Source organism: Streptacidiphilus sp. ASG 303 (assembly GCF_020991365.1).
Taxonomy (GTDB): Bacteria; Actinomycetota; Actinomycetes; order Streptomycetales; family Streptomycetaceae; genus Peterkaempfera.
Window position 1 is genome coordinate 458753 of the sequence record NZ_JAJLRA010000002.1, and the last position, 19709, is coordinate 478461.

General features: G+C 74.1%; 17 protein-coding genes and 1 pseudogene. 14 read left to right on the forward strand and 4 right to left on the reverse strand.

The window, feature by feature from the left end; all coding sequences use genetic code 11:
• The first annotated feature begins 86 nt into the window (after positions 1-86).
• From LO771_RS04715 to LO771_RS04735, 5 genes are all read left to right on the forward strand, one after another.
• On the forward strand, positions 87-2078 hold the full coding sequence (locus LO771_RS04715; protein WP_230648292.1) for a GAF domain-containing protein: 1992 nt from the start codon (positions 87-89) through the stop codon (positions 2076-2078).
• A 139-nt stretch (positions 2079-2217) separates the two neighbouring features.
• Positions 2218-2988, forward strand: a complete 771-nt coding sequence (gene lipB / locus LO771_RS04720; protein WP_230648385.1) for a lipoyl(octanoyl) transferase LipB — start codon at positions 2218-2220, stop codon at positions 2986-2988.
• 115 nt (positions 2989-3103) lie between these two features.
• Positions 3104-4060 carry a lipoyl synthase gene (lipA, locus tag LO771_RS04725; protein WP_230648293.1) on the forward strand — a complete coding sequence of 319 codons (957 nt, stop codon included), beginning with the start codon at positions 3104-3106 and terminating at the stop codon, positions 4058-4060.
• A 217-nt stretch (positions 4061-4277) separates the two neighbouring features.
• On the forward strand, positions 4278-4514 hold the full coding sequence (locus LO771_RS04730; protein ID WP_230648294.1) for a hypothetical protein: 237 nt from the start codon (positions 4278-4280) through the stop codon (positions 4512-4514).
• A 278-nt stretch (positions 4515-4792) separates the two neighbouring features.
• Positions 4793-5482: a DUF4191 domain-containing protein gene (locus tag LO771_RS04735; RefSeq protein ID WP_230648295.1), complete on the forward strand. Its 690-nt coding sequence runs from the start codon at positions 4793-4795 to the stop codon at positions 5480-5482.
• A 294-nt stretch (positions 5483-5776) separates the two neighbouring features.
• Here the strand turns inward: LO771_RS04735 and LO771_RS04740 are convergent, their stop codons facing one another.
• A complete protein-coding gene (locus LO771_RS04740; RefSeq protein WP_230648296.1) occupies positions 5777-6244 on the reverse strand; it encodes an RDD family protein in 468 nt (155 codons plus the stop codon).
• 337 nt (positions 6245-6581) lie between these two features.
• Here LO771_RS04740 and glnA point away from each other — a divergent pair, with 337 nt between their 5' ends.
• From glnA to LO771_RS31600, 4 genes and pseudogenes are all read left to right on the forward strand, one after another.
• Positions 6582-7991 carry a type I glutamate--ammonia ligase gene (gene glnA, locus LO771_RS04745; protein WP_230648297.1) on the forward strand — a complete coding sequence of 470 codons (1410 nt, stop codon included), beginning with the start codon at positions 6582-6584 and terminating at the stop codon, positions 7989-7991.
• Between the two features lie 521 nt (positions 7992-8512).
• Positions 8513-9178: an MFS transporter gene (locus LO771_RS31595; RefSeq protein WP_374228070.1), complete on the forward strand. Its 666-nt coding sequence runs from the start codon at positions 8513-8515 to the stop codon at positions 9176-9178.
• A complete protein-coding gene (locus tag LO771_RS04755; RefSeq protein ID WP_230648298.1) occupies positions 9118-9642 on the forward strand; it encodes a hypothetical protein in 525 nt (174 codons plus the stop codon). The genes LO771_RS31595 and LO771_RS04755 overlap by 61 nt, the downstream gene beginning before the upstream one ends.
• 393 nt (positions 9643-10035) lie before the next feature.
• Positions 10036-10146, forward strand: a pseudogene (locus LO771_RS31600) (hypothetical protein); the annotation flags it as partial.
• Positions 10147-10401: 255 nt separating this feature from the next.
• Here the strand turns inward: LO771_RS31600 and LO771_RS04765 are convergent.
• Positions 10402-11082 carry a TetR/AcrR family transcriptional regulator gene (locus tag LO771_RS04765; RefSeq protein ID WP_230648299.1) on the reverse strand — a complete coding sequence of 227 codons (681 nt, stop codon included), beginning with the start codon at positions 11080-11082 and terminating at the stop codon, positions 10402-10404.
• 150 nt (positions 11083-11232) lie between these two features.
• Between LO771_RS04765 and LO771_RS04770 the strand changes: the two genes are divergently transcribed.
• The 4 genes from LO771_RS04770 (at position 11233) to LO771_RS04785 (ending at position 15699) form a co-directional block, all read left to right on the forward strand.
• Complete coding sequence (locus tag LO771_RS04770; protein WP_230648300.1) at positions 11233-12588, forward strand: serine hydrolase; 1356 nt, start codon at positions 11233-11235, stop codon at positions 12586-12588.
• A gap of 978 nt (positions 12589-13566) precedes the next feature.
• Positions 13567-14160, forward strand: a complete 594-nt coding sequence (locus LO771_RS04775) for a hypothetical protein (RefSeq protein WP_230648301.1) — start codon at positions 13567-13569, stop codon at positions 14158-14160.
• A gap of 143 nt (positions 14161-14303) precedes the next feature.
• Positions 14304-14672 carry a hypothetical protein gene (locus LO771_RS04780; protein ID WP_230648302.1) on the forward strand — a complete coding sequence of 123 codons (369 nt, stop codon included), beginning with the start codon at positions 14304-14306 and terminating at the stop codon, positions 14670-14672.
• Between the two features lie 280 nt (positions 14673-14952).
• Positions 14953-15699, forward strand: a complete 747-nt coding sequence (locus LO771_RS04785; protein ID WP_230648303.1) for a DUF402 domain-containing protein — start codon at positions 14953-14955, stop codon at positions 15697-15699.
• A gap of 28 nt (positions 15700-15727) precedes the next feature.
• Here the strand turns inward: LO771_RS04785 and LO771_RS04790 are convergent, their stop codons facing one another.
• Positions 15728-17386: a PQQ-binding-like beta-propeller repeat protein gene (locus LO771_RS04790; RefSeq protein WP_230648304.1), complete on the reverse strand. Its 1659-nt coding sequence runs from the start codon at positions 17384-17386 to the stop codon at positions 15728-15730.
• 400 nt (positions 17387-17786) lie between these two features.
• Positions 17787-18821 carry a glycoside hydrolase family 26 protein gene (locus tag LO771_RS04795; RefSeq protein WP_230648305.1) on the reverse strand — a complete coding sequence of 345 codons (1035 nt, stop codon included), beginning with the start codon at positions 18819-18821 and terminating at the stop codon, positions 17787-17789.
• Positions 18822-19009: 188 nt separating this feature from the next.
• Between LO771_RS04795 and LO771_RS04800 the strand changes: the two genes are divergently transcribed.
• On the forward strand, positions 19010-19690 hold the full coding sequence (locus LO771_RS04800; protein WP_230648306.1) for a hypothetical protein: 681 nt from the start codon (positions 19010-19012) through the stop codon (positions 19688-19690).
• Positions 19691-19709 lie beyond the last annotated feature (19 nt).

Sequence of the window (19709 nt, forward strand, 5' to 3'; positions counted from 1 at the left end):
GGGACGTGCGGCGGGGCCCGTACCGCTCCCCGCCGCCGTCCCGGGCCTCCCCCGGCCCGCGGACGGCCTGGCACGATGGGCCGACCATGAACGACTCCACCCCCGTCGGCGGCGCGGCCCCGGCCCTGCGGCGGCTGCTGGCCCTGCTGGCCTCCGGGGCACCGGCCGAGGACTTCGCCGAGGTGTCCGCCGACGCGCGCCGGTCCGGCGCCTCCCCCGCCGTCCTGGCCGAGGTCGACGAGGCGGCGCGGCTCGCGCTGCAGGTGCACCGCACCCTGGGCCAGCACCGGCGCCGCGAGGCCGAGCTGACGGCCCTCTTCGACACGGCGGGCGACCTCGCGGCCTCCCGCGACCTGGACGACGTGCTGAAGGCCATCGTGCGCCGCGCCCGGCTGCTGCTGGGCACCGACACCGCGTACCTCACGCTCCCCGACGAGGAGGCCGGGGACACCTACATGCGGGTCACCGACGGCTCGGTCTCCGCGCTCTTCCAGACCCTGCGGCTCGGCCTGGGCGTCGGCCTGGGCGGCCTGGTGGCGCAGACCGCCCGCCCGTACGCCACCCCGGACTACCGCACCGACAGCCGCTTCCACCACACCGGCACCATCGACGCCGGGGTGCTGGACGAGGGGCTGGTCGCCATCCTCGGCGTCCCGCTGCTTCTGGGGTCGCGGGACGGCGGCAAGGTGATCGGGGTGCTGTTCGCCGCCGACCGCACACCGCGCGCCTTCTCCCCCGAGGAGGTGGCGCTGCTCTGCTCCCTCGCCGCGCACGCCGCCATCGCCATCGACACCGCGAAGGCCCTGGCCGAGACCCGGGCGGCGCTCGCCGACCTGAACGCGGCCCACGCGGTGATCCGCGAGCACTCCGCGGCCATGCAGCGCGCCGAGGAGGCCCACGACCGGCTCACCGACCTCGTGCTGCGCGGCGGCGAGGTGCCGCAGGTGGCGGCGGCCGTGGCCTCCCTGCTGGACGGCGCCATCGCGGTGCACGACCCGGACGGCCACCCGCTGACCGGGCCGTCCGACCCGGCGGGCGCCGGGGAGCTGGCCGCCGCCGTCGCCGACTCCCGGGCCTCGGGCCGCGCCGTGCGGCGCGGCGGGCGGTGGGTGTGCGCGGTGCTGGCGGGCCAGGAGACGCTCGGCAGCCTGGTGCTGCACGGCCGGGGGGAGCTGGACGACCCGGACCGGCGGCTGTTCGAACGGGCCGCGGTGGTGACCGCGCTGCTCCTGCTGCTGCGCCGGTCGGTGGCGGAGGCGGAGAACCGGGTGCGCGGGGAGCTGCTCACCGACCTGCTGACCGCCCCCGAGCGGGACCCGGCGGGCCTGGTGCTGCGGGCCCGGCGGCTGGGCCTGGACCTGATGCGCCCGCACGTGGTGCTCGCCGCGGCCTGCGCCGACCGCGCCCGGCTGGCGGGCGCCGCGGTCCGCCACCTCTTCGGCTCCCGCGGGGTGAGCGCGGAGCACGGCGAGGGCGTGGTGCTGCTCCTGCCGGAGGACCCGGCGGCGGGCGGCCCCTCCGCGGCGGCCCGGTCCGCCGCGGACCGGCTGGCGCGGCTGGCCGGCCTGCCGGTGACCGTGGGCGCCGGGGGCCCGGCGACCGGGCCGGCGGCCCTCGCCTCCGCCCACGCCGAGGCGCAGCGGTGCCTGCGGGCGCTGCGGACGCTGGGCCGGGAGGGCGACGGCGCCGCCGCGGACGACCTGGGCTTCCTGGGGGTGCTGCTGGGCGACGGGCACGACGTGGACGGGTTCGTGGAGTCGGCGCTGGGACCGCTGCTGGCGTACGACGCCCGGCGCGGCACGGAGCTGGTGCGGACCCTGCGGGCCTACTTCGACTGCGGCGGCAGCCTGACCCGGGCCAAGGACGTGCTGCACGTCCACGTGAACACGGTGGTGCAGCGGCTGGACCGGGTGCAGGCGCTGCTGGGCCGCGACTGGAACGGCCCGGAGCGGGCGCTGGAGCTCCAGCTGGCGCTGCGGCTGCACCTGCTCGCCGGCGGCGCGGCGGGCCCGGGGGGCTACGGGGGCCCGGGGGGCTGCGGGGGCCCGGAGGGCGCGGGCGGCCCCCCGGCGGGCTGAGGGGCGCCGCACGGCCGGGCGTACAGTGGCTGGGCCGGACATCGGCGGCAGGGCGGCGGCGGCAGGCCGCCGTCGGCCGGACGGCGGCCACCTGGACGAGGAGCGGGCAGCGGTGAGCGAGGACGTGCGGTTCGTGCGGATGGGCATCGGCGCGGGCATGGTCCCGTACGAGGAGGCGTGGGAGGAGCAGCGCAGGCTGCACGCCCTGCGCGTCGCGGACGAGATCCCCGACACCGTGCTGCTGCTGGAGCACCCGCCCGTCTTCACCGCCGGACGCCGCACCAACCCCGAGGACTACCCGCTGGACGGCACCCCCGTGGTGCAGGTGGACCGCGGCGGCGAGATCACCTGGCACGGCCCCGGGCAGCTGGTCGGCTACCCGATCGTGCGGCTGCCGGAGCCGATGGACGTGGTCGCGTACGTCCGGCGCCTGGAGGAGGCCCTGATCCGCTCCTGCGCCGAGTTCGGCCTGGACACGACCCGGGTGGAGGGCCGCAGCGGGGTGTGGGTGCTGGGCGAGGAGATCCCCGGCGCGGCGCCCGACCCCGACCGCCAGGTGGACGTGGGCGGGCTGACCCTGCGGATGGGCCTGAAGGCGGGCCTGGACCCGCGGCTGGCCGGGCCCGAGTACGCGCCCTCCAACGCGGGGCAGCGCGGCGACGACCGCAAGCTGGCCGCGATCGGGGTGCGGGTGGCGCGCGGGGTGACCATGCACGGCTTCGCGCTCAACTGCGACCCGGACATGGGCTGGTTCGACCGGATCGTGCCCTGCGGCATCCGGGACGCGGGCGTGGGGTCGCTCAGCACCGAGCTGGGGCGGGACTTCACGGTCGCGGAGGCGCTGCCCGTGGTGGAACGGCACCTGGGGGACGTGCTGGCGGAGATGTCCGCGCCGGTCGGCGCGGCCTGAGCCGTACCGCGGGTCCGACCGGGCCTGCGATTGCGGGCCACCCGGCCTGCGGGAACCGCACAACCCCAGGCGTACCCTGGGTGTGTCGCACAGAAGACGAGTTAGGGAGCCGCACGTGTCCGCTGTCGCACCCGACGGCCGGAAGCTGCTTCGCCTGGAGGTCCGCAACAGCGAGACCCCCATCGAGCGGAAGCCCGAGTGGATCAAGACCCGGGCGAAGATGGGCCCCGAGTACACCGGCCTGCAGGCGCTGGTGAAGCGCGAGGGCCTGCACACCGTCTGCCAGGAGGCGGGCTGTCCCAACATCTTCGAGTGCTGGGAGGACCGCGAGGCGACCTTCCTCATCGGCGGCGACCAGTGCACCCGGCGCTGCGACTTCTGCCAGATCGACACCGGCAAGCCCGCGGAGTTCGACCGCGACGAGCCGCGCCGGGTGGCCGAGTCCATCCTCACCATGGACCTCAACTACGCCACGATCACCGGCGTCGCCCGCGACGACCTGGAGGACGGCGGCGCCTGGCTGTACGCGGAGACCGTGCGCCAGGTGCACGCGATGACCGCCGGCCGCGAGGGCGGCCGGACCGGCGTCGAGCTGCTCGTCCCGGACTTCAACGCGGTGCCGGAGCAGCTGGCCGAGGTCTTCTCCTCCCGGCCGGAGGTGCTGGCGCACAACGTCGAGACGGTCCCGCGGATCTTCAAGCGCATCCGCCCCGCCTTCCGGTACGAGCGCTCGCTGTCGGTGATCACCCAGGCCCGCGCGGCCGGGCTGGTGACCAAGTCGAACCTCATCCTGGGCATGGGCGAGACCCGCGAGGAGGTCAGCCAGGCCCTGCAGGACCTGCACGACGCGGGCTGCGAGCTGATCACCATCACCCAGTACCTGCGGCCGACCGTGCGGCACCACCCCGTCGAGCGCTGGGTGAAGCCGCAGGAGTTCGTGGAGCTCCAGGAGGAGGCCGAGGAGATCGGCTTCGCCGGGGTCATGTCCGGCCCGCTCGTCCGTTCGTCGTACCGCGCCGGACGGCTGTACCGGCAGGCGCTGGAGCGCCGGGCGCAGCACGCGGACGCCTGAGCTGCGGCGCCTCCCCGGGAGGCCCCCCGGAGGCGCCGGCGACGGCCGGAGTGAGGCTTTCACCGCGGTTTGACGCTCCGGTCACCGACTGGTAACACGATGTGGTGACCCTGGACCGGTGACCGCGCCGCCGCCCGCCCGCGCACCGGCGGCGGGCGGCGCGTGCGGGACGCCCGTTCGGGGCGAGGACACGACCCTACGAGGGGAGTTGCTCACCATGCAGGTCGGCACCGTCGTACCTGGAGCTGCCGGTATCAACGGCTTCGTCACCGCGCTGCGGATGGCCGAGTCGGTGCTGTTCTCGGGCGGCCAGCAGGTCGCCCGCCGCAACGCCTGGGACGCGGTCTGCGAGAACCGCCGCCAGGCCGCGGACCGGGCGGAGACCGCCACCGTGCTCGGCGCCCTGGCGGCCGCCCGCACGACCGCGGCGCAGGACGCCTCCGTGCTGCGCTGAGGCCCGCCGCGGGGCACCGCGCGGCCGCGCCCGCGCACCCCGTGCCCCGGCAGCCGGGCCCCGTGCCCGGGGAGCCGGGCCGCGGCGGTCGGGCCGTCCCGGCCGGGTCGCCCTCGTCCCCGCGGGTCGCCCGTGCCGGCCCGGGCCCGCGGGCCGGAGCACCGCACCCGGCCGGACCGGACCGGATCCGCCCGGAACGGACACGGTCGCGTTCCGGATCTGCCGGATCGGGGACCGGGCTTGGGCATCAGCCGCCCCGGCCCCGTAGCATTGCCCTCATGGCGAGGGAAGAATCCGAGAACTCCGGACGGCTGAAGCAGATCCGTCTGGCCTACCAGATGACCAAGCGGGTGGACACCCGGATCGGTCTGATCATCGCCGGCGTCGGCATCATCACCTTCGGCGTGTTCCTCGCCATCGGCCTGTTGATCGACCACCCGGTCTACCTGGGCATCCTGGGCTTCGTGCTGGCGTTCCTGGCGATGGCGGTCGTCTTCGGCCGGCGCGCCGAGCGGGCCGCCTTCGGGCAGATGGAGGGCCAGCCGGGAGCGGCCGCGGCCGTGCTGAACAACATGCGCCGCGGCTGGAGCACCAGCCCGACCCCGGTGGCCGTCACCCGCAACCAGGACGCCGTGTACCGCGCGGTCGGCCGCCCCGGCATCGCGCTGATCGGCGAGGGCAACCCCAACCGGATCCGCCCCCTGCTGGCGGCCGAGAAGCGCAAGATGGCGCGGGTCGTCGGCGACGTGCCGGTGCACGACGTGATCGTGGGCGACGGCGAGGGCGAGGTCCCGCTCAAGAAGCTGCAGGTCCACCTGATGCGCCTGCCGCGCGCCATCACGCCCGGCCAGGTCACCGAGATCAACGACCGGCTGCGGGCGATGGGAGACCTGCTCTCCAAGGCGCCGGTGCCCAAGGGCCCGCTGCCGCGCAACGCGCGGATGCCCAAGGGCGGCCGGATGCGCTGAGCGGCCGGCGCGCCGCTCCAGGAACACCAGGCGGCCCCGCCGCGGAACCCCTCAGGGGTTCCGCGGCGGGGCCGCCTTCGTGTGCGCGGGCCGCTCTCCCGGTCAGGGGCGCCGTGCGGGGGCGCCGCCCCGTGGAGGCGCCGCGGGTCCGGAACGCGGCTCCCGGACACCCCGCCGGTGCGGGGCCACGGGCCGGTACCAGGCGGGGCGGCAGGGTCCGGGCCTGCCGGGGCGTGCCGGGGCATGCCGGGCGGGGCCGGGGCCGGGCGTGCCGGGACGTGCCGGACAGGGCCGTCAGACGCGGACCTCGACCGTCCCCAGTGCCTTGTCGTGGAGCCCCCGGCTGTCCCGGTCCCAGACCAGCGCCGGCACGAGCAGGACGAGCAGCAGGCTGCGGCCGAACGCCTGGACCAGCGTCGCCCGGCCGCCGTCGAGCCGGACCACGCGGAGCCCGAAGAGCCGCTTGCCGAGGGTGGAGCCGGCCGTGCCGATCAGCACCGTGCTCATGAGGAGGAAGAGGGGGGTCGTCCAGAGGTTGGCCTGGGCGGCGTCGCCGCGGGTGATCAGCCCGTACGCGATCAGGCCGCAGAGCCAGCCGTCGACGAGGAGGGCGCCGATCCGGCGGCCCAGCGGGGCGATCGAGCCCGGGCCGTGCTCGGGCAGGCCGAGCCGTTCGCCGCGGTAGCCGAAGTCGGCGCCCATCCGCTCGGCGGCGGCCCTGGGGCCGTCGATCCAGGAACCGAGTGCTTCTCTGCTGTCCACGCCTCCACAGTAACCGGGCGGCCGCCGGCGGTCGCCCCTGGGTCCTTGACATTCCGGACGGCCTGCCGGTAATGGCGGGACGGTGCGCCGGAACGGGTGAAGAATTGGTCCAGACCACTTGCGCGCGGGTGCACCGCCCCGACCGCCCCCCACCCCGCGAAACCCCCGGAACCACGCAGGTCCGGCAAGGCGCCCGCGAGGGCGGTTAACATCCGCGAAACAGACGAGTCATGCTTGAGAAACGGCTCCTTCCTATCGTTGCCGCAACGCGGCCGGTCGGGACGAGCGGCCCGTTCACGCGAAACTCCTGGCGTTCCCGCCGGGCCGAGGAGGATGGATGTTCAACAACGCCGACGAGGTGTCGCGCTACATCTCGGACAACGACGTCAAGTTCGTCGATGTCAGGTTCTGCGACCTGCCGGGCGTCATGCAGCACTTCACGGTGCCGGCCGCTTCGTTCGACCCCGCCGAGCAGCTGATGTTCGACGGCTCGTCGATCCGCGGCTTCCAGGCCATCCACGAGTCCGACATGGCCCTGGTGCCGGACCTGAGCACCGCCCGCGTGGACCCGTTCCGCAAGGACTCCACCCTCAACATCAACTTCTTCATCCACGACCCGATCACCGGCGAGCAGTACAGCCGCGACCCGCGGAACGTGGCCAAGAAGGCCGAGGCGTACCTCGCCTCCTCCGGCATCGCCGACACCGCGTACTTCGGCCCCGAGGCCGAGTTCTACGTCTTCGACAGCGTCCGCTTCGAGACGAAGTCGAACGAGGCGTTCTACCACATCGACTCCGAGGCCGGCGCCTGGAACACCGGCGCCCTCGAGGACAACCGCGGCTACAAGGTCCGCTACAAGGGCGGCTACTTCCCGGCCCCGCCGGTCGACCACTTCGCCGACCTCCGCGCCGAGATGTCGCTGGAGCTCGCCAAGGCCGGCCTCGAGGTCGAGCGCCAGCACCACGAGGTGGGCACCGCCGGCCAGGCCGAGATCAACTATAAGTTCAACAGCCTGCTGGCCTCGGCCGACGACCTGATGCTGTTCAAGTACATCATCAAGAACGTCGCCTGGCGGAACGGCAAGACCGCCACCTTCATGCCGAAGCCGATCTTCGGCGACAACGGCTCGGGCATGCACGTCCACCAGTCGCTGTGGTCCGACGGCTCCCCGCTCTTCTACGACGAGCAGGGCTACGCGGGCCTCTCCGACACCGCCCGCTACTACATCGGCGGCCTGCTCAAGCACGCCCCGTCGCTGCTGGCCTTCACCAACCCGACGGTGAACTCCTACCACCGCCTGGTCCCCGGCTTCGAGGCCCCGGTCAACCTGGTGTACTCGCAGCGCAACCGCTCCGCGGCGATCCGCATCCCGATCACCGGGTCGAACGCCAAGGCCAAGCGCATCGAGTTCCGCGCCCCGGACCCGTCCTCCAACCCGTACCTGGCCTTCTCGGCCATGCTGCTGGCCGGCCTGGACGGCATCAAGAACAAGATCGAGCCGCTCGAGCCGGTCGACAAGGACCTCTACGAGCTCGCCCCCGACGAGCACGCCGCGGTCCCGCAGGTCCCCGCCTCCCTCCCGGCCGTCCTCGACGCCCTGGAGGCCGACCACGAGTACCTGCTCGCGGGCGGCGTCTTCACCCCGGACCTCATCGAGACCTGGATCGACTTCAAGCGCACCCAGGAGGTCGCCCCGATCCAGCTGCGGCCGCACCCGCACGAGTTCGAGCTCTACTTCGACATCTGAGATCGCCACGGGTCAGGGCGGGTGACCGCCCACCCGGGCCGTCCGTGGGCCGTCGAACGTCCCGAGGCCCCCGCCGGGAACACCTTCCGGCGGGGGCCTCGTCGTCCGCCGGGCGGCTCCGCCACCCGCCCCTCCGACAGGGCTTGAGCGACCGGATCAGGCAACGGCACGTCTCGCAGCTTGCTGCCCTTCGGCGGGGCGAACACCAGCTTGGCGCCGACGATCCGCACCGGACGAACGACGTGCGCCACTCCCTCAAGGCGCTCGCCTCGCTCCTGTCCTCGCCCCGCTCCACCGGCCTCGGGCAGCCCGCAACCGCCTACGGGATGCCGGCCAGGACTTCTGGAACGCGTGGGCGGCCGAGGCGTGGAAAAGGCGGTGGCCTCGCGCCATCGAAAAGAGTTCGTGAGCCAACCATCGACCGCCCTAGGGTGCCCGCCATGGCTTACCTGTCGTTGCTACGGGCTCCCCACGTCGCTCGTCTGCTGATCGGCAGTTGGGTCGGGCGCCTTCCCCCTGCGATGGCCGCCCTCACCATTCCGCTGGCCCTGCGCAGGGCCGGGGCGAGCTACGGATTCGTGGGCACGGCCGCGGGCACCTTCGCCATCGCCGCAGCCATCGGCGCACCGCTGCTGGGACGGGCGGTCGACCGTTGGGGACAAGCCAGAGTGTTGGCCCCCACCGCTGTCATGGCAGCGGCGGGGTTCATCACCGTCGCTCTGGCTCCCAGCCACAAACTCCCGGTTCTGGTGGGGACGGCCCTCGCGGGTGCCATGACCCCACCCCTGGAGCCCTGCCTGCGCGTTCTGTGGCCCGACATCGCCCCTCAGGACCGATTGGAGTCCGCCTACGCCCTGGACTCCATCGCACAAGAGTTCGTCTTCGTCGCCGGACCTCTGGTGGTGACCGCCTGCGTCGCTGCCCGATCACCCACACTTGCGCTGCTCGCCCAGGCGCTGCTGGGCCTGCTCGGGGTCATCGTGGTCGCCACCGCCGCGCCCTCTCGGCACTGGAAGGCCTCCCCCCACGCCAGCCACTGGCTCGGCCCCTTGCGCAGTCCCCCCTGGTCACTCTGCTCGCCGCCCTCGCCGGAACCGGTTTTGCGATCGGCACCCTCAACGTCCTGGTGGTCTCCTACGCCGAGCACTGGTCAACGCCCGGCGGAGCGCCCGTCCTGCTCACCCTGAACGCCGGCGGCTCACTGGTCGGCGTTCTGGTCTACGGCGCACGCAGCTGGCCCGGCGCGCCCGCTACCCGGGCAGTCCTTTTCGCCGTCGGCCTGGTCGCCAGCTACGGCCTTCTGGCCCTGCTACCGCCTCCGCCCTACATGCATGCCCTGATGCTGCTCACCGGAGTGTTCCTCGCTCCTCTCCTCACCGTCACGTTCCTGCTCGTGGGCAAGCTGGCGCCGCCGGGCACCATGTCCGAGGCGTTCGCCTGGCTGGTCACCCTCTTTGCATCCGGGACGTCGCTCGGCTCTGCCGTGGTCGGCACAGCTCTGCAGCACACGGGCGAGCATCGGGCAGCTGCTTGCGGTGTCCTGGGCACCCTCGTCACCCTCGCGATCCTGGCCCTCAGCAGAAGGCGTCTCTCCGCGGCGCACGCAGAACGGAGTGAGGCTCCCGAGACCGCTCTACCCGCCGATGCGTAACCGAGGCGCCTGGGCCGCCTTTGGGCCGTACGAGGCGGACCAAGGCTGACCGGCGACGACAGACAGCGCCTACGTCGCCGCAGGCCGGAGGCCGAGCGGGTCGAGACCGTGCAGGCAGATCACAAGGCCGGTCAGTTCCAGGGCAACTGATGGCGGCGTGCCGGTGCGAGGTGACCGCAGTCCGTCAGAGCAGTGCTCAGGACTTGTGGATCGGCGCCCCGGGAGCGCACGAAGGGGGCACCTTCCCGGGTGATTGACCGACCAGTCACCGAGCAGACCCGCGTTCGCAGCGCGGATTGGGAAGGCGTGCTCATGCTGAGCGCAGTGACCGCCGACGGCTCGACCGAGACCGGCTCCCTGATCGACGAGGTCGTCCGCGAAGGCGCCCGGCGGATGCTCGCCGCTGCTCTGAAGGCCGACGTCGATCAGTACATATCCGAGTCGGCCGCGGAGACCGGCGGGCGTGGCCGCCGCTTGGTGGTCCGCAACGGCCGCCACCGGTCCCGCACCGTGGCCACCGCGGCCGGGCCGATCGAGGTCGCGGCGCCCCGGCCAACGACCGGCGCGCGGACGAGGCCACCGGGGAGCGGGTGCGGCTCTCCTCGAAGATCCTGGCGCCGTGGTGCCGCCTGCGGACCACGAATCCCCTCGAGTCGACCTTCTCCACGGTCAGGCTCCGCACCAAGGCCACCCGCGGCGCCGGCAGCCCGGCCTTCGAACCGTGGGCCGGGCGCACCCTCCCGGATCATCGTGCGATGGTCACCGAGCAGGCCCGCGTTGCAGCGCCTCCAGCCCGTCGAGGATGGCCCGAAGGCCGATCTGGAAAGTGCCGCCGGGCGCCGCGCCGTGGTCGGCACTGTGGGTGTCCAGGCGGGCGCGCAGCCGAGGGAAGGGTGCGGCGATCTCGCGGGCCTCGACCTGGGCGCCGCCGATGGCCTGTTCGGCGCTGCTGCCTTCGCGCCGCAGTTTGCGGGCGAGTGAGGCTGTTGCGGCCGGGCCGAGGGCGTTGCCGAGGACGAAGGTGAAGACGGCGGCCGCGGCCTGGTCGGCTGCGGGACCGGCGAATCCCGCGGCTTCGTAGATGGCGAGGAGGTGGTCGTCGTGGCGGGCCTTGCCGGGGCCGAACATGAGGAAGGAGCCAAAGGCCTGCAGCAGCCACGGGTGGCGGGTGAGCATCGCGTACAGGTCGCCGGCCATGACGGTGGCCGCCGTGCGCCAGCCGACCTCGTCGGGGTCGGGCAGCGCGATGTCGTGCCACAGCTGGTCGCCGGCGAGGGCGATGAGGTTGTCCTTGCTGCCCACGTGCCAGTAGACGGCGGTGGCCGCCGAGCCCAGCCGCTGGCCCAGCGCCCGCATGCTCAGGCCCTCCAGACCTTCGGCGTCCAGCAGTGCGATGGCGGCAGTGAGGATCTGTTCGCGCGTCAGTGTGTTGCGGGGCATGGATGCACGATAGCCCTCGACTTGCACACCGTTCAAGAAAGCTCTTGCACGGCGTTCAAGTCATTCGCTAGCCTCCGCTTGAACAGGGTGCAAGTCGCCGCGACGCCCGAGACGCCGTGCGAGAACCACACCGATCGAGGGGGAATCGAGATGTCACACGATGCGCTGGCGGAGTTCGTCGAGGGGAAGGCCGAGGAGCTCGGCATCCCGGGTGCAGCGGTGGGAGTCTGTGCGGACGGACGGGAGCTGACCGTCTGCCACGGCGTGACGAGCATCGACAACCCGCTGCCCGTCGACCGGGACACACTCTTCGTACTGGGCTCGGTCACCAAGACCTGCACGGCGACCGCGATCATGCGCCTGGTCGAGCAGGGCCGGGTCGGGCTGGAGGCGCCAGTGCGCCGCTACGTTCCCGAACTCCGGCTTCCCGATGAGGACGCGGCCGCGCAGATCACCATCCTGAACCTGCTCAACCACACCGCCGGGCTGGATACCCGGATGGTCTTCGACAGCGGGGACGGAGACGACGCGCTGGCCCGCGAGGTGGCCAAGATGGCCGAGGTGCCGCTGATCGGCCCGGTCGGCGGCCGCGCCTCCTACAGCCAGCTCGGCTACAACCTGCTCGGCCGGGTCGTCGAGAACGTCACCGGCGAGACCTACGAGGCCGCTGTCACCTCCCTCGTCCTGGAACAGGCCGGCATGGCGGACAGCGTCTTCACCGCCGGGCAGGCCATCACCCGCCGGTTCGCCGTGGGCCACAACCTCAGCGAAGGAGCACTCAAGGTCGCCCGAACATGGAAGGACACACGCGGCAACAACCCGGGCGGCGGCCTGGTGTCCTCGGTCTCCGACCAATTGCGCTGGGCCCGGTTCCACCTCGGCGGCAGTGACCTGGCGAGGCGCATGCAGGAGCCGACGGTGGAGCTGCACGGCTCCACGCTCGGCGACGCCATCGGCCTCGGCTGGTTCCTGCGCGACGTGGACGGCGTGCGCACCGTCGGGCACGGCGGATCGACCAACGGCCAGTTCGCCGATCTGCTGCTGGTACCGGAGCGGGACTTCGCCGTCGTGGCGGCGTCCAATGCCGGGCCCGACAACGGGCTGAAGTTCAACCAGGCCGTGCTCCGCTGGGTGCTCGAACACCACCTCGGCGTGGTCGAGCGGGAGCCCGAGCCGCTCCCGTACGACCCGCAGCGTGCGCAGGAGATCACCGGGCACTACGAGAACGAACTCATGACGCTGATCATCGACACCGACGGCGACACGATGACGGTCGAATGCCGGATCAAGCCGGAGATCCGCGCGGCGGCCGACAGGGAACTGCCGGCGGACCTGCCGCCGGCCGGCCTCGGCCTGCTCCCCGGGAACGGCGACGAGTACATCGTCACCGGCGGCGGCCTGATCGGCCAGCGAGGTTTCCTCACCCGCGATGCCGACGGCGCCATCATCGGGGCCGACATGGCCGGACGGTTCTTCAACCGGGTCTCCTCGGCACCCTCGGAGTGACACCTTGGGAACCCCCGGAGAGGACCGCAGGCGAGGCTGGCACAGGTTCGCCCAGGTCCACAACGTTTGACAATCACTCCGCACTGCGGGAGCGGTCTACTTGAGCGATGACGGATGCGGCTTCCACACGCTTCTGGTCGTCACAGGGCCGGAGCGCGGCACCGTGTGGTTCGACTGAGCGCCGCCGGAGGGGGAGGCCGACGGCAGTGACAGCAGCGAGTCCGGGCCCAGGCGTATGTCGCCTGCTCGAAGTCCAGGGCTGACATCACCACGTGACATCAACGCCGCTGGACGGCGGTGGACCGGGGCGACTGCGACGGGGTCGGGAACCGATGTCCGCCGGGTGTTCTGCCAGGTCGCATGGAGTGTGGTTCGAACCTGTAGAGCGGTGGTCGCTGTCGGGCGCACACGGCAGCACCTGCGCTCGGGCCGTCCCTGGGTCGTGCGGGGGTGCTCAGCGGTGACCGGCGGCGACAACCGTCGACGGCTCAGCCGCAGGTCAGAGCGTTCATCGAGAACACAGCCCCAGGTCAGAAAACCGGCGTGCCACTTCCTCGACATCTGAGACCGCCACGGGTCAGGGCGGGTGACCGCCCTCCCGGGCCGTCCGGGGTCCGTCGAACGTGCCGATGCCCCGGCTGCGCCGCCCACCCGGCCGGACCGCTCGCGGAGCGGACCAGAGGCCGGTCGGGCTCATGGCGGACAGGCAGGGGCCTGCCCGGTCCGCGGCCGGCGCACGGCCTCACGGCCGTGCTCGACCCCGTCCCGGGCAGGCCGCCGGCCGAGGACCGCGCCGACGCCCGCGCGATCCCCCCTCCCCACCGGCGCCTCCCCGGGGCCCGCCCGGAATGAGAAGATCGGCCGGTGGGCTTCTTCTCGTTCCATCCCCTGCATTCGGGCACCGACGGGCCGTCACGTCAGGGGCCCCGGCGTGCCGGGCCTGGTGAGTGGCCGAGGTTCGAGGCCGGACTCGCTGCGGTGAACCGCGACCTGGCGGCGACCCTGCCCGACGAGCCCCCGCTGGTCCTGATGCTCTGCCCGGCGTCAGGGGACGGCGATCGGCCCCACCGGATCCATGTCGCCCTGTCGGACGGCCGGTGGCAGGGCAGTGCCGTACACCCGCAGGGCCCGGGGATGCACGACGAACCGGACGACACGTCGGTGGTCCTCCAGCTCGTCGCGGACGCGGCCCAGGAAACGGTCACCGAACTGCGGTGGACGGTGTGGCCGGTCTGCCCGTACCACCACATCGGCATGCACCCGCGTCCCGCCGGGACCACGTCCGGCTGGTACCGGGACAGGCTGGGCGGTGGACCCGTGGTGTGGTGGTGCAGGGGCCACCGTGGCGACGACTGCCACGACCTCGCGCCCGTCGGGGAGCTCGCGGCGGCCCTGCCCGGAAAGCAGCGGCGGGAACTCCGACGCAGGGCGCGCAGGCGGACGAAGGCCGACAGCGGCCCGTCGACGAACGTCTCGGACGGCGGTGACGGGTCCGTCATCACCGCCTCCATGGCGGAATCTGCCACCGAGGCCCCCGGCACAGCTGACGCCACGGCCCCCGGAGAGGGATGAGACGCCTCCGTTGCCGCCGGGCGCGCAGCGCGTTTCCCGATCGTGCCCCGTGCCCGATCCCGGCGAGCCACCGGCAGAGGAACGCGTTGGCCTCCGGTGTCCGTGCGGAACGCCGGCCCTTGTCCACAGCTGCCCCCGGGAGGATGATCGCCCTGTCGATCAGGGGGGATGCGATGTTGTCGTTCATGGACTGGTCCATCGTGGCCATGGGGTGTGCGTCGGTACTGACGGGCCTCGGTGCCCGGTGGTCGGCGAGGGCCGAGGCCCAGGAGCGCGAGGACCGGACGGCGCGCTTGCACTGGTCCCGGCTCGCGTTGCTGATGGGGGCGGTCCTGATCCTCGCGAAGGCGCCGCAGCTGCTGGACGCGCCCTATCTTGCGGTGGAGATCGCCGACGCCGTCGACCTCGGCCTGAGCATCGCGGCGCTGGCCTTCGCGCTCCGGGGGGCGCGGTACGTCCGGGCCGGCAGTCGCCGAGGTCTTTCCGGCCCGCATGGCGCAGGGCGGGACTGACCAGCATCGAGCGGCTCGCCCTCCCCCCGGCCCGCCTGGGCTCGTGCGTGCCGTCGCGGCCCGTGCGGGCCGGATCCGGGAGGGCCCTCGGTGACCGCCGGCCGTCCGGGCGGCCCCGAGGAGCGTGCAGCAGCCTGCCCCTGGCGCGGCCGGGGTCTCGTTCGTCAATCTCGCCACGGAAGGGGCGTGGGACGGCCTCCGCCCGGTCGCCGTCCGCACAGGAGGACCGGCTCGGTCCTGACGGGCCGGGGTCGCGGCTGCAGCCGTGGAGGGCAGGGTCATGGAGCGGTTCGGGTCCGGGGAGACCGTCGTGCGGCGGGACGTGTTCCGCGGCAGGGTGTGGAGTGCCCATGCGCTGCGGGTGGTCCGGGACACCGGGGAGGCGGTGGTCGCCACCTGCGGCCCGGGGGCGGAGGCGATGGTCGCGACCTCGTACGTCGAGTCCCGGACGACGGGTGACGACGCGGTGCGCAGGCAGGCCCTCCCCGGCCTTGCGGCGGGCCGTTGGCGCCTGGACCGCTGGGCCTGGCAGGACACGGTGTCGGTGCTGTGGAACCCGGCGGACACGTACTTCAGCGTCAACGCGTTCTACGAACCGTCGGGCGACCGGCGGATGCGCAGCTGGTACGTCGACTTCCAACGCCCGATACGCCGTACCGGCATCGGCTTCGACACGTTCGACCTGCTCGTCGACCTGGTGGTCGATCCGGACCTGTCCTCCTGGCGCTGGAAGGACGAGGACGAGTACGCGCAGGGCCGCCGGCTGGGCATCGTGGACGACGCCGACCACTGGGCCGTCGAGGCGGCGCACGACCGGGCGCTGGCCGTGGTCGAGGGCAGGGAGGGGCCGTTCGCCCCGGACGCGGAGTGGATGCGCTGTCCTTCCGGGCCGCTCGGGCCGCCCCCGCTCCTGCCGGCCGGCACCCTTGCAACGGATTCGGCCGCCGCCGACGCCCGCGACGGAGCGGGAACCGCCCGGGCGGCGCACGGCCCGCGCGCAGCACGGAGTGGGCCACGGGCGGAGTGAGCCACGGTCCGTCAGGGCGGCGAGGACGTCAGCGGTAGGCCCGCACGGCGCCGCCCCTCGCCTGGGCGTCGAGCTCCAGGACCATGCCGTCGGGCGTCACGTACACCGTGCCCGCCGTGAGCGCCGGGCCGCCGGTGGCGGCCGGCAGGGCCGCGACGGGGGTGGCGCGGCCCGTGCGCGGGTCGAGCGCGAGGAGCTGGCGGGTGCCCGAGGTGGAGACGACGTGCACCCGGTCGTCCCCGGCCGCGGCGGTGGCGAGCACGGCGGAGCGGTGGGTCCACAGCTTCGCCCCGGTGACGGTGTCGAACCCGACGATCTCGCCGCCCTGGGCGGACTGGGCGGGGGCGACGAGCACGTCCCCGACGAGCCGGGCGGAGCGGTCGGCCGCCGTGTCGTTGCCGGGCAGGACCTCGGTGTCGCCGACGGCGAGCTTGCGGCTCCGCCCGGAGGGGGAGAAGACCCGGACGCTGTCCTCGGCCGCCGTGTGCACGGAGGCGATCAGCGGCGCGCCGGAGAAGACGTGGGCCAGGTCGGCCTGGGAGTCCTGGGCGTCGGCCCAGAGGACCCGGCCGGTCCTGCCGTCGTACGCGGTGAGGGTGAAGCGGTCCTTGGTGTCGGCGCAGTAGTCGTCGACCAGCACGATCCCGGACGCGCCCCAGGGGTGGACGCCGCAGTAGTGGCCGCGGGCCCGGAAGCCCCAGACGCGGCGGCCGGTGCGGACGTCCAGGCCGCCGAGGAAGTTCTTGTTGACGACCGTGGCGACACCGCCCTGGAGGAACGTCCCGGCGGGCATCGCCGTGGGGTGCCGGACGTCGACCAGCGGGACGCTCCAGCGGATCCTCCCGGTGGCCGCGTCGACGCCGGCCAGCCAGGTGCAGGAGTCGCCGTCCTTGCCGAAGGCGACCGTGCCGAGGCCCTGCGCGGTGGGCGCCGGGGACATGGCGCAGGGGACGGACCCCCACTTCGCGGGGTCCAGCCGGGACGTGGCGTGCCACACCTCGCGGCCGCCGGCCAGGTCGTAGGCCCTGAGGCCGCCGCGGGTGCTCGCCCGGACCAGCAGCCTTCCGGTGAGCCAGCTCCCCACCAGCTCGTCGCCCGGAGCGGGCGCGGGCACCCGCCACGCCTGCGTGAGGCGCTTCGACGCGACGGGGGCGGCGTCCTCCCCGTGCAGCAGGACGGCCGCGGCCCCGCCCGCGGCGGCGAGGACGGCGAGGACGAGCGCGATCACGCCGGCCCGCCTGCGCCTGCCCCGCGGCTGCGGCTGCGGGTCGGCGACGGACTCCGGGAAGGGCTCGTCGAACGCCTCGGCGAAGGTCTCCTCGAAGGGCGGGGCGTCGAGGACGGCGGCGGGTGCCGCCGGATGCGGGGAGGGGTACGCCGCCGGGGGCGGGGACGGCTGCCACGGTTCCGCGTCGCCGGGGGTGCGCGGGGGACGCGGGCCGGGCACGGGCTCCCCCGGGCGGCCGGGGACGGGACCGGCCGTGCGGTACCGGCGGGCGTCCTCCGCCTGCACGGCAACGTCCTCGCGGTGCAGGGGGGCATCCTGACGGCGGGGGGCGTCCTGACGACGGGCGGGGTCCTCGCGGTGCAGGGGGGCATCCTGACGGCGGGGGGCGTCCTGACGACGGGCGGGGTCCTCGCGGTGCAGGGGGGTGTCCTGACGGCGGGCGGGGTCGTCGCGGAGCACACCGCCCCGGGCTGCGTCCTCCTCGGGCCGCCGGGGGCCGCCCTCCGTACGGCGGGGCGCGTCGTCCCCGTTCCGGGACGCGGCGCCGCCGGGCGCGGCACCGCCACGCCGGGGGGCGTCCCCGGGCGGCGGGACGGGGGGCCGGGGGCCCTCCTCGTGCGGCGGCCGCCCCTCGGGCGGCCCGGGGTACGGGCGCGGCTCGGCCCCGGCCGGTCTGCGCGGCCTGAAGGCCCAGCCCGCGTCCTCCTCCGGAGCGTCCTGGCCCGGCGACGGTCCCGTCGTCATCCCCGCACTTCCCGTCCTGCTCCGTCCTCCGCGTGCGGCGGCCCCGGCCGCCTCGACGCGCCATCGTATGGGGCGTGGAGGCCGGGCCCGCGCCCGGCCGTGCCCGCTGCGGGCCTCAGCCCTTCCCGAAGGGGTGGCCGAAGCCGTGCCGGGCCGCCTCGACGCGGAAGGCGGCCCCGGCGCCCACCGAGGTGTCGATCCGCCAGTCCATGAGCTGACGGCTGCCCGGCCAGGACTTGCGCTGGTCGTACCAGACCAGTCCGATGACGCCCGCCCGCTCGGCGCCCCGGAACAGGTCGCGGACCTGGTCCGGCTTGCGGCTGCTCTCCGCCACCCCGGTCTCCGCGATCAGCACCGGTTTGCCGGAGAAGCGCGCGATCTCCCGCAGGGTGGGGGTGAACAGGCTGGAGAAGGCGGTGCCGTCGATGGGCCCGTAGTAGCCGATGACGCCGACCCAGTCGACGTAGGCGTCCCCGGGGTAGTACGGGCGCAGCCGGGCGGTGGTGCCCGTGTCGACCACGTGCGGGCTCCACACCCAGACCACGTTGGTGACGCCGGCGCTGCGGAAGACGTCGTGGACGTGCCGCCACGCCGCGACGAAGTCGGCGGGGCGGGCGTGGCCGGGCCCCCAGGAGTTCCACGGGCCGTTCATCTCCCCGGCGAAGGAGAGGGCGAGCGGCCCGCGGTAGGCGGCGACCTGACGGGCCAGCTGTCGGATGTAGGCGTCGTCGTAGCCCCCGGCGATGTCGGCGAGGGGGGTGGTGGAGGGCACCAGCGAGAGCATCGGGAGCTGCCCGTGGCTCCACAGGAAGGCGTTGCCCTCCGGGTCGAAGTCGTCCCCCCAGGAGCTGTAGTACTGGCGGATGTCGGGGGCGCGTCCCGCCTGCTCCGTGAAGGTCTTCACGATGCCGTACTGCCAGGGGGTCTTGTCGTCGACGACCCCCAGCATCCGGCCGGACGGGCGGAGCAGGGACGAGACGTCGAAGCGCGCGGCCGGGGCGGAGGCGCCGCCCGCGGTCTTCCCGGCGTCGCCGGAGCCCCCCTTCCCGCCGCCGTTGCGGGCCAGGAGCAGGGCGGCTGCCACCGCGAGCAGCACCGCGAGCACCACGGCGGCCACGAGGGGACGGCCGAAGCGGACAGGTCTGGCCATGCGCGGGGGTTCCGATCGGGCAGGTGACGTGGTTCCGGCCCAGGATCCTATGAGACCCGGTCGCGCTTACCGTATTTTCGTATCGATACGGTCACACGCGAGGGATGGAGCCGACAAATCGCACATCCGGCCCCTCATGGAACCCTTCCGTGGACTATTTTTCGACAGCCACCTGTGTCCGTGGCGACTTGATCGAGGAAAGCCCGAGGCCCCAGGTGCCCAGCGCCCCCGCGGAGGTCGACGCCTCCCCCGTCTTCGTGGACCGGACAGGCCGACGCGGCCGGCGTCTGCGCGGTCTCGGCTGGGTCGTCGGCGTCGTCTGCGTCGGTTTCGCCGTGGCGATGATCGCCGGTCTCGTCGGGGTCCAGTCGCAGGCGCCCTCCTTCGCCGTCCCGGACACCGCGAACACCACCCCGCCCAGCCGGTACGTGAACGCCCCGCTGCCCTCACCGCCCCGGGGGACGCGGCCGCGGCCCGGCCGGGTCCCGGCCGCGGGTCCCGGACCGGCCGCCGGCCCGGCCGGAGCCGCAGGGGGGGCCACCGGGGGCTCCGGCACCCTCGCGGGCACCGGAGCCGGGACGACGACCGGGACCACGACCGGCGCGGGGACCGCCGCCGGCACCGGGACCGCCACCACCGCAGGGACCACGGCCGGAACGGCCGCCGGCGGGCCGGCCGGAGCCCCGGCCGGGGGCGGGACCGCGGCGGGAGGCTCCGCCGGGACCGCCCACGCGGCCGGCGGCGGCGCGGCCGGCGGCACCACGACCGGAACAGTCCGCACCCCCCGAGGGGGAGCCGCGGGCGGCACCACCACGACCACGAACCCCGGTGCGGCGCCCTCCGCCGCCGTACCGCCCCAGAACCCCTAGCACGCCCGACGACCAGGAA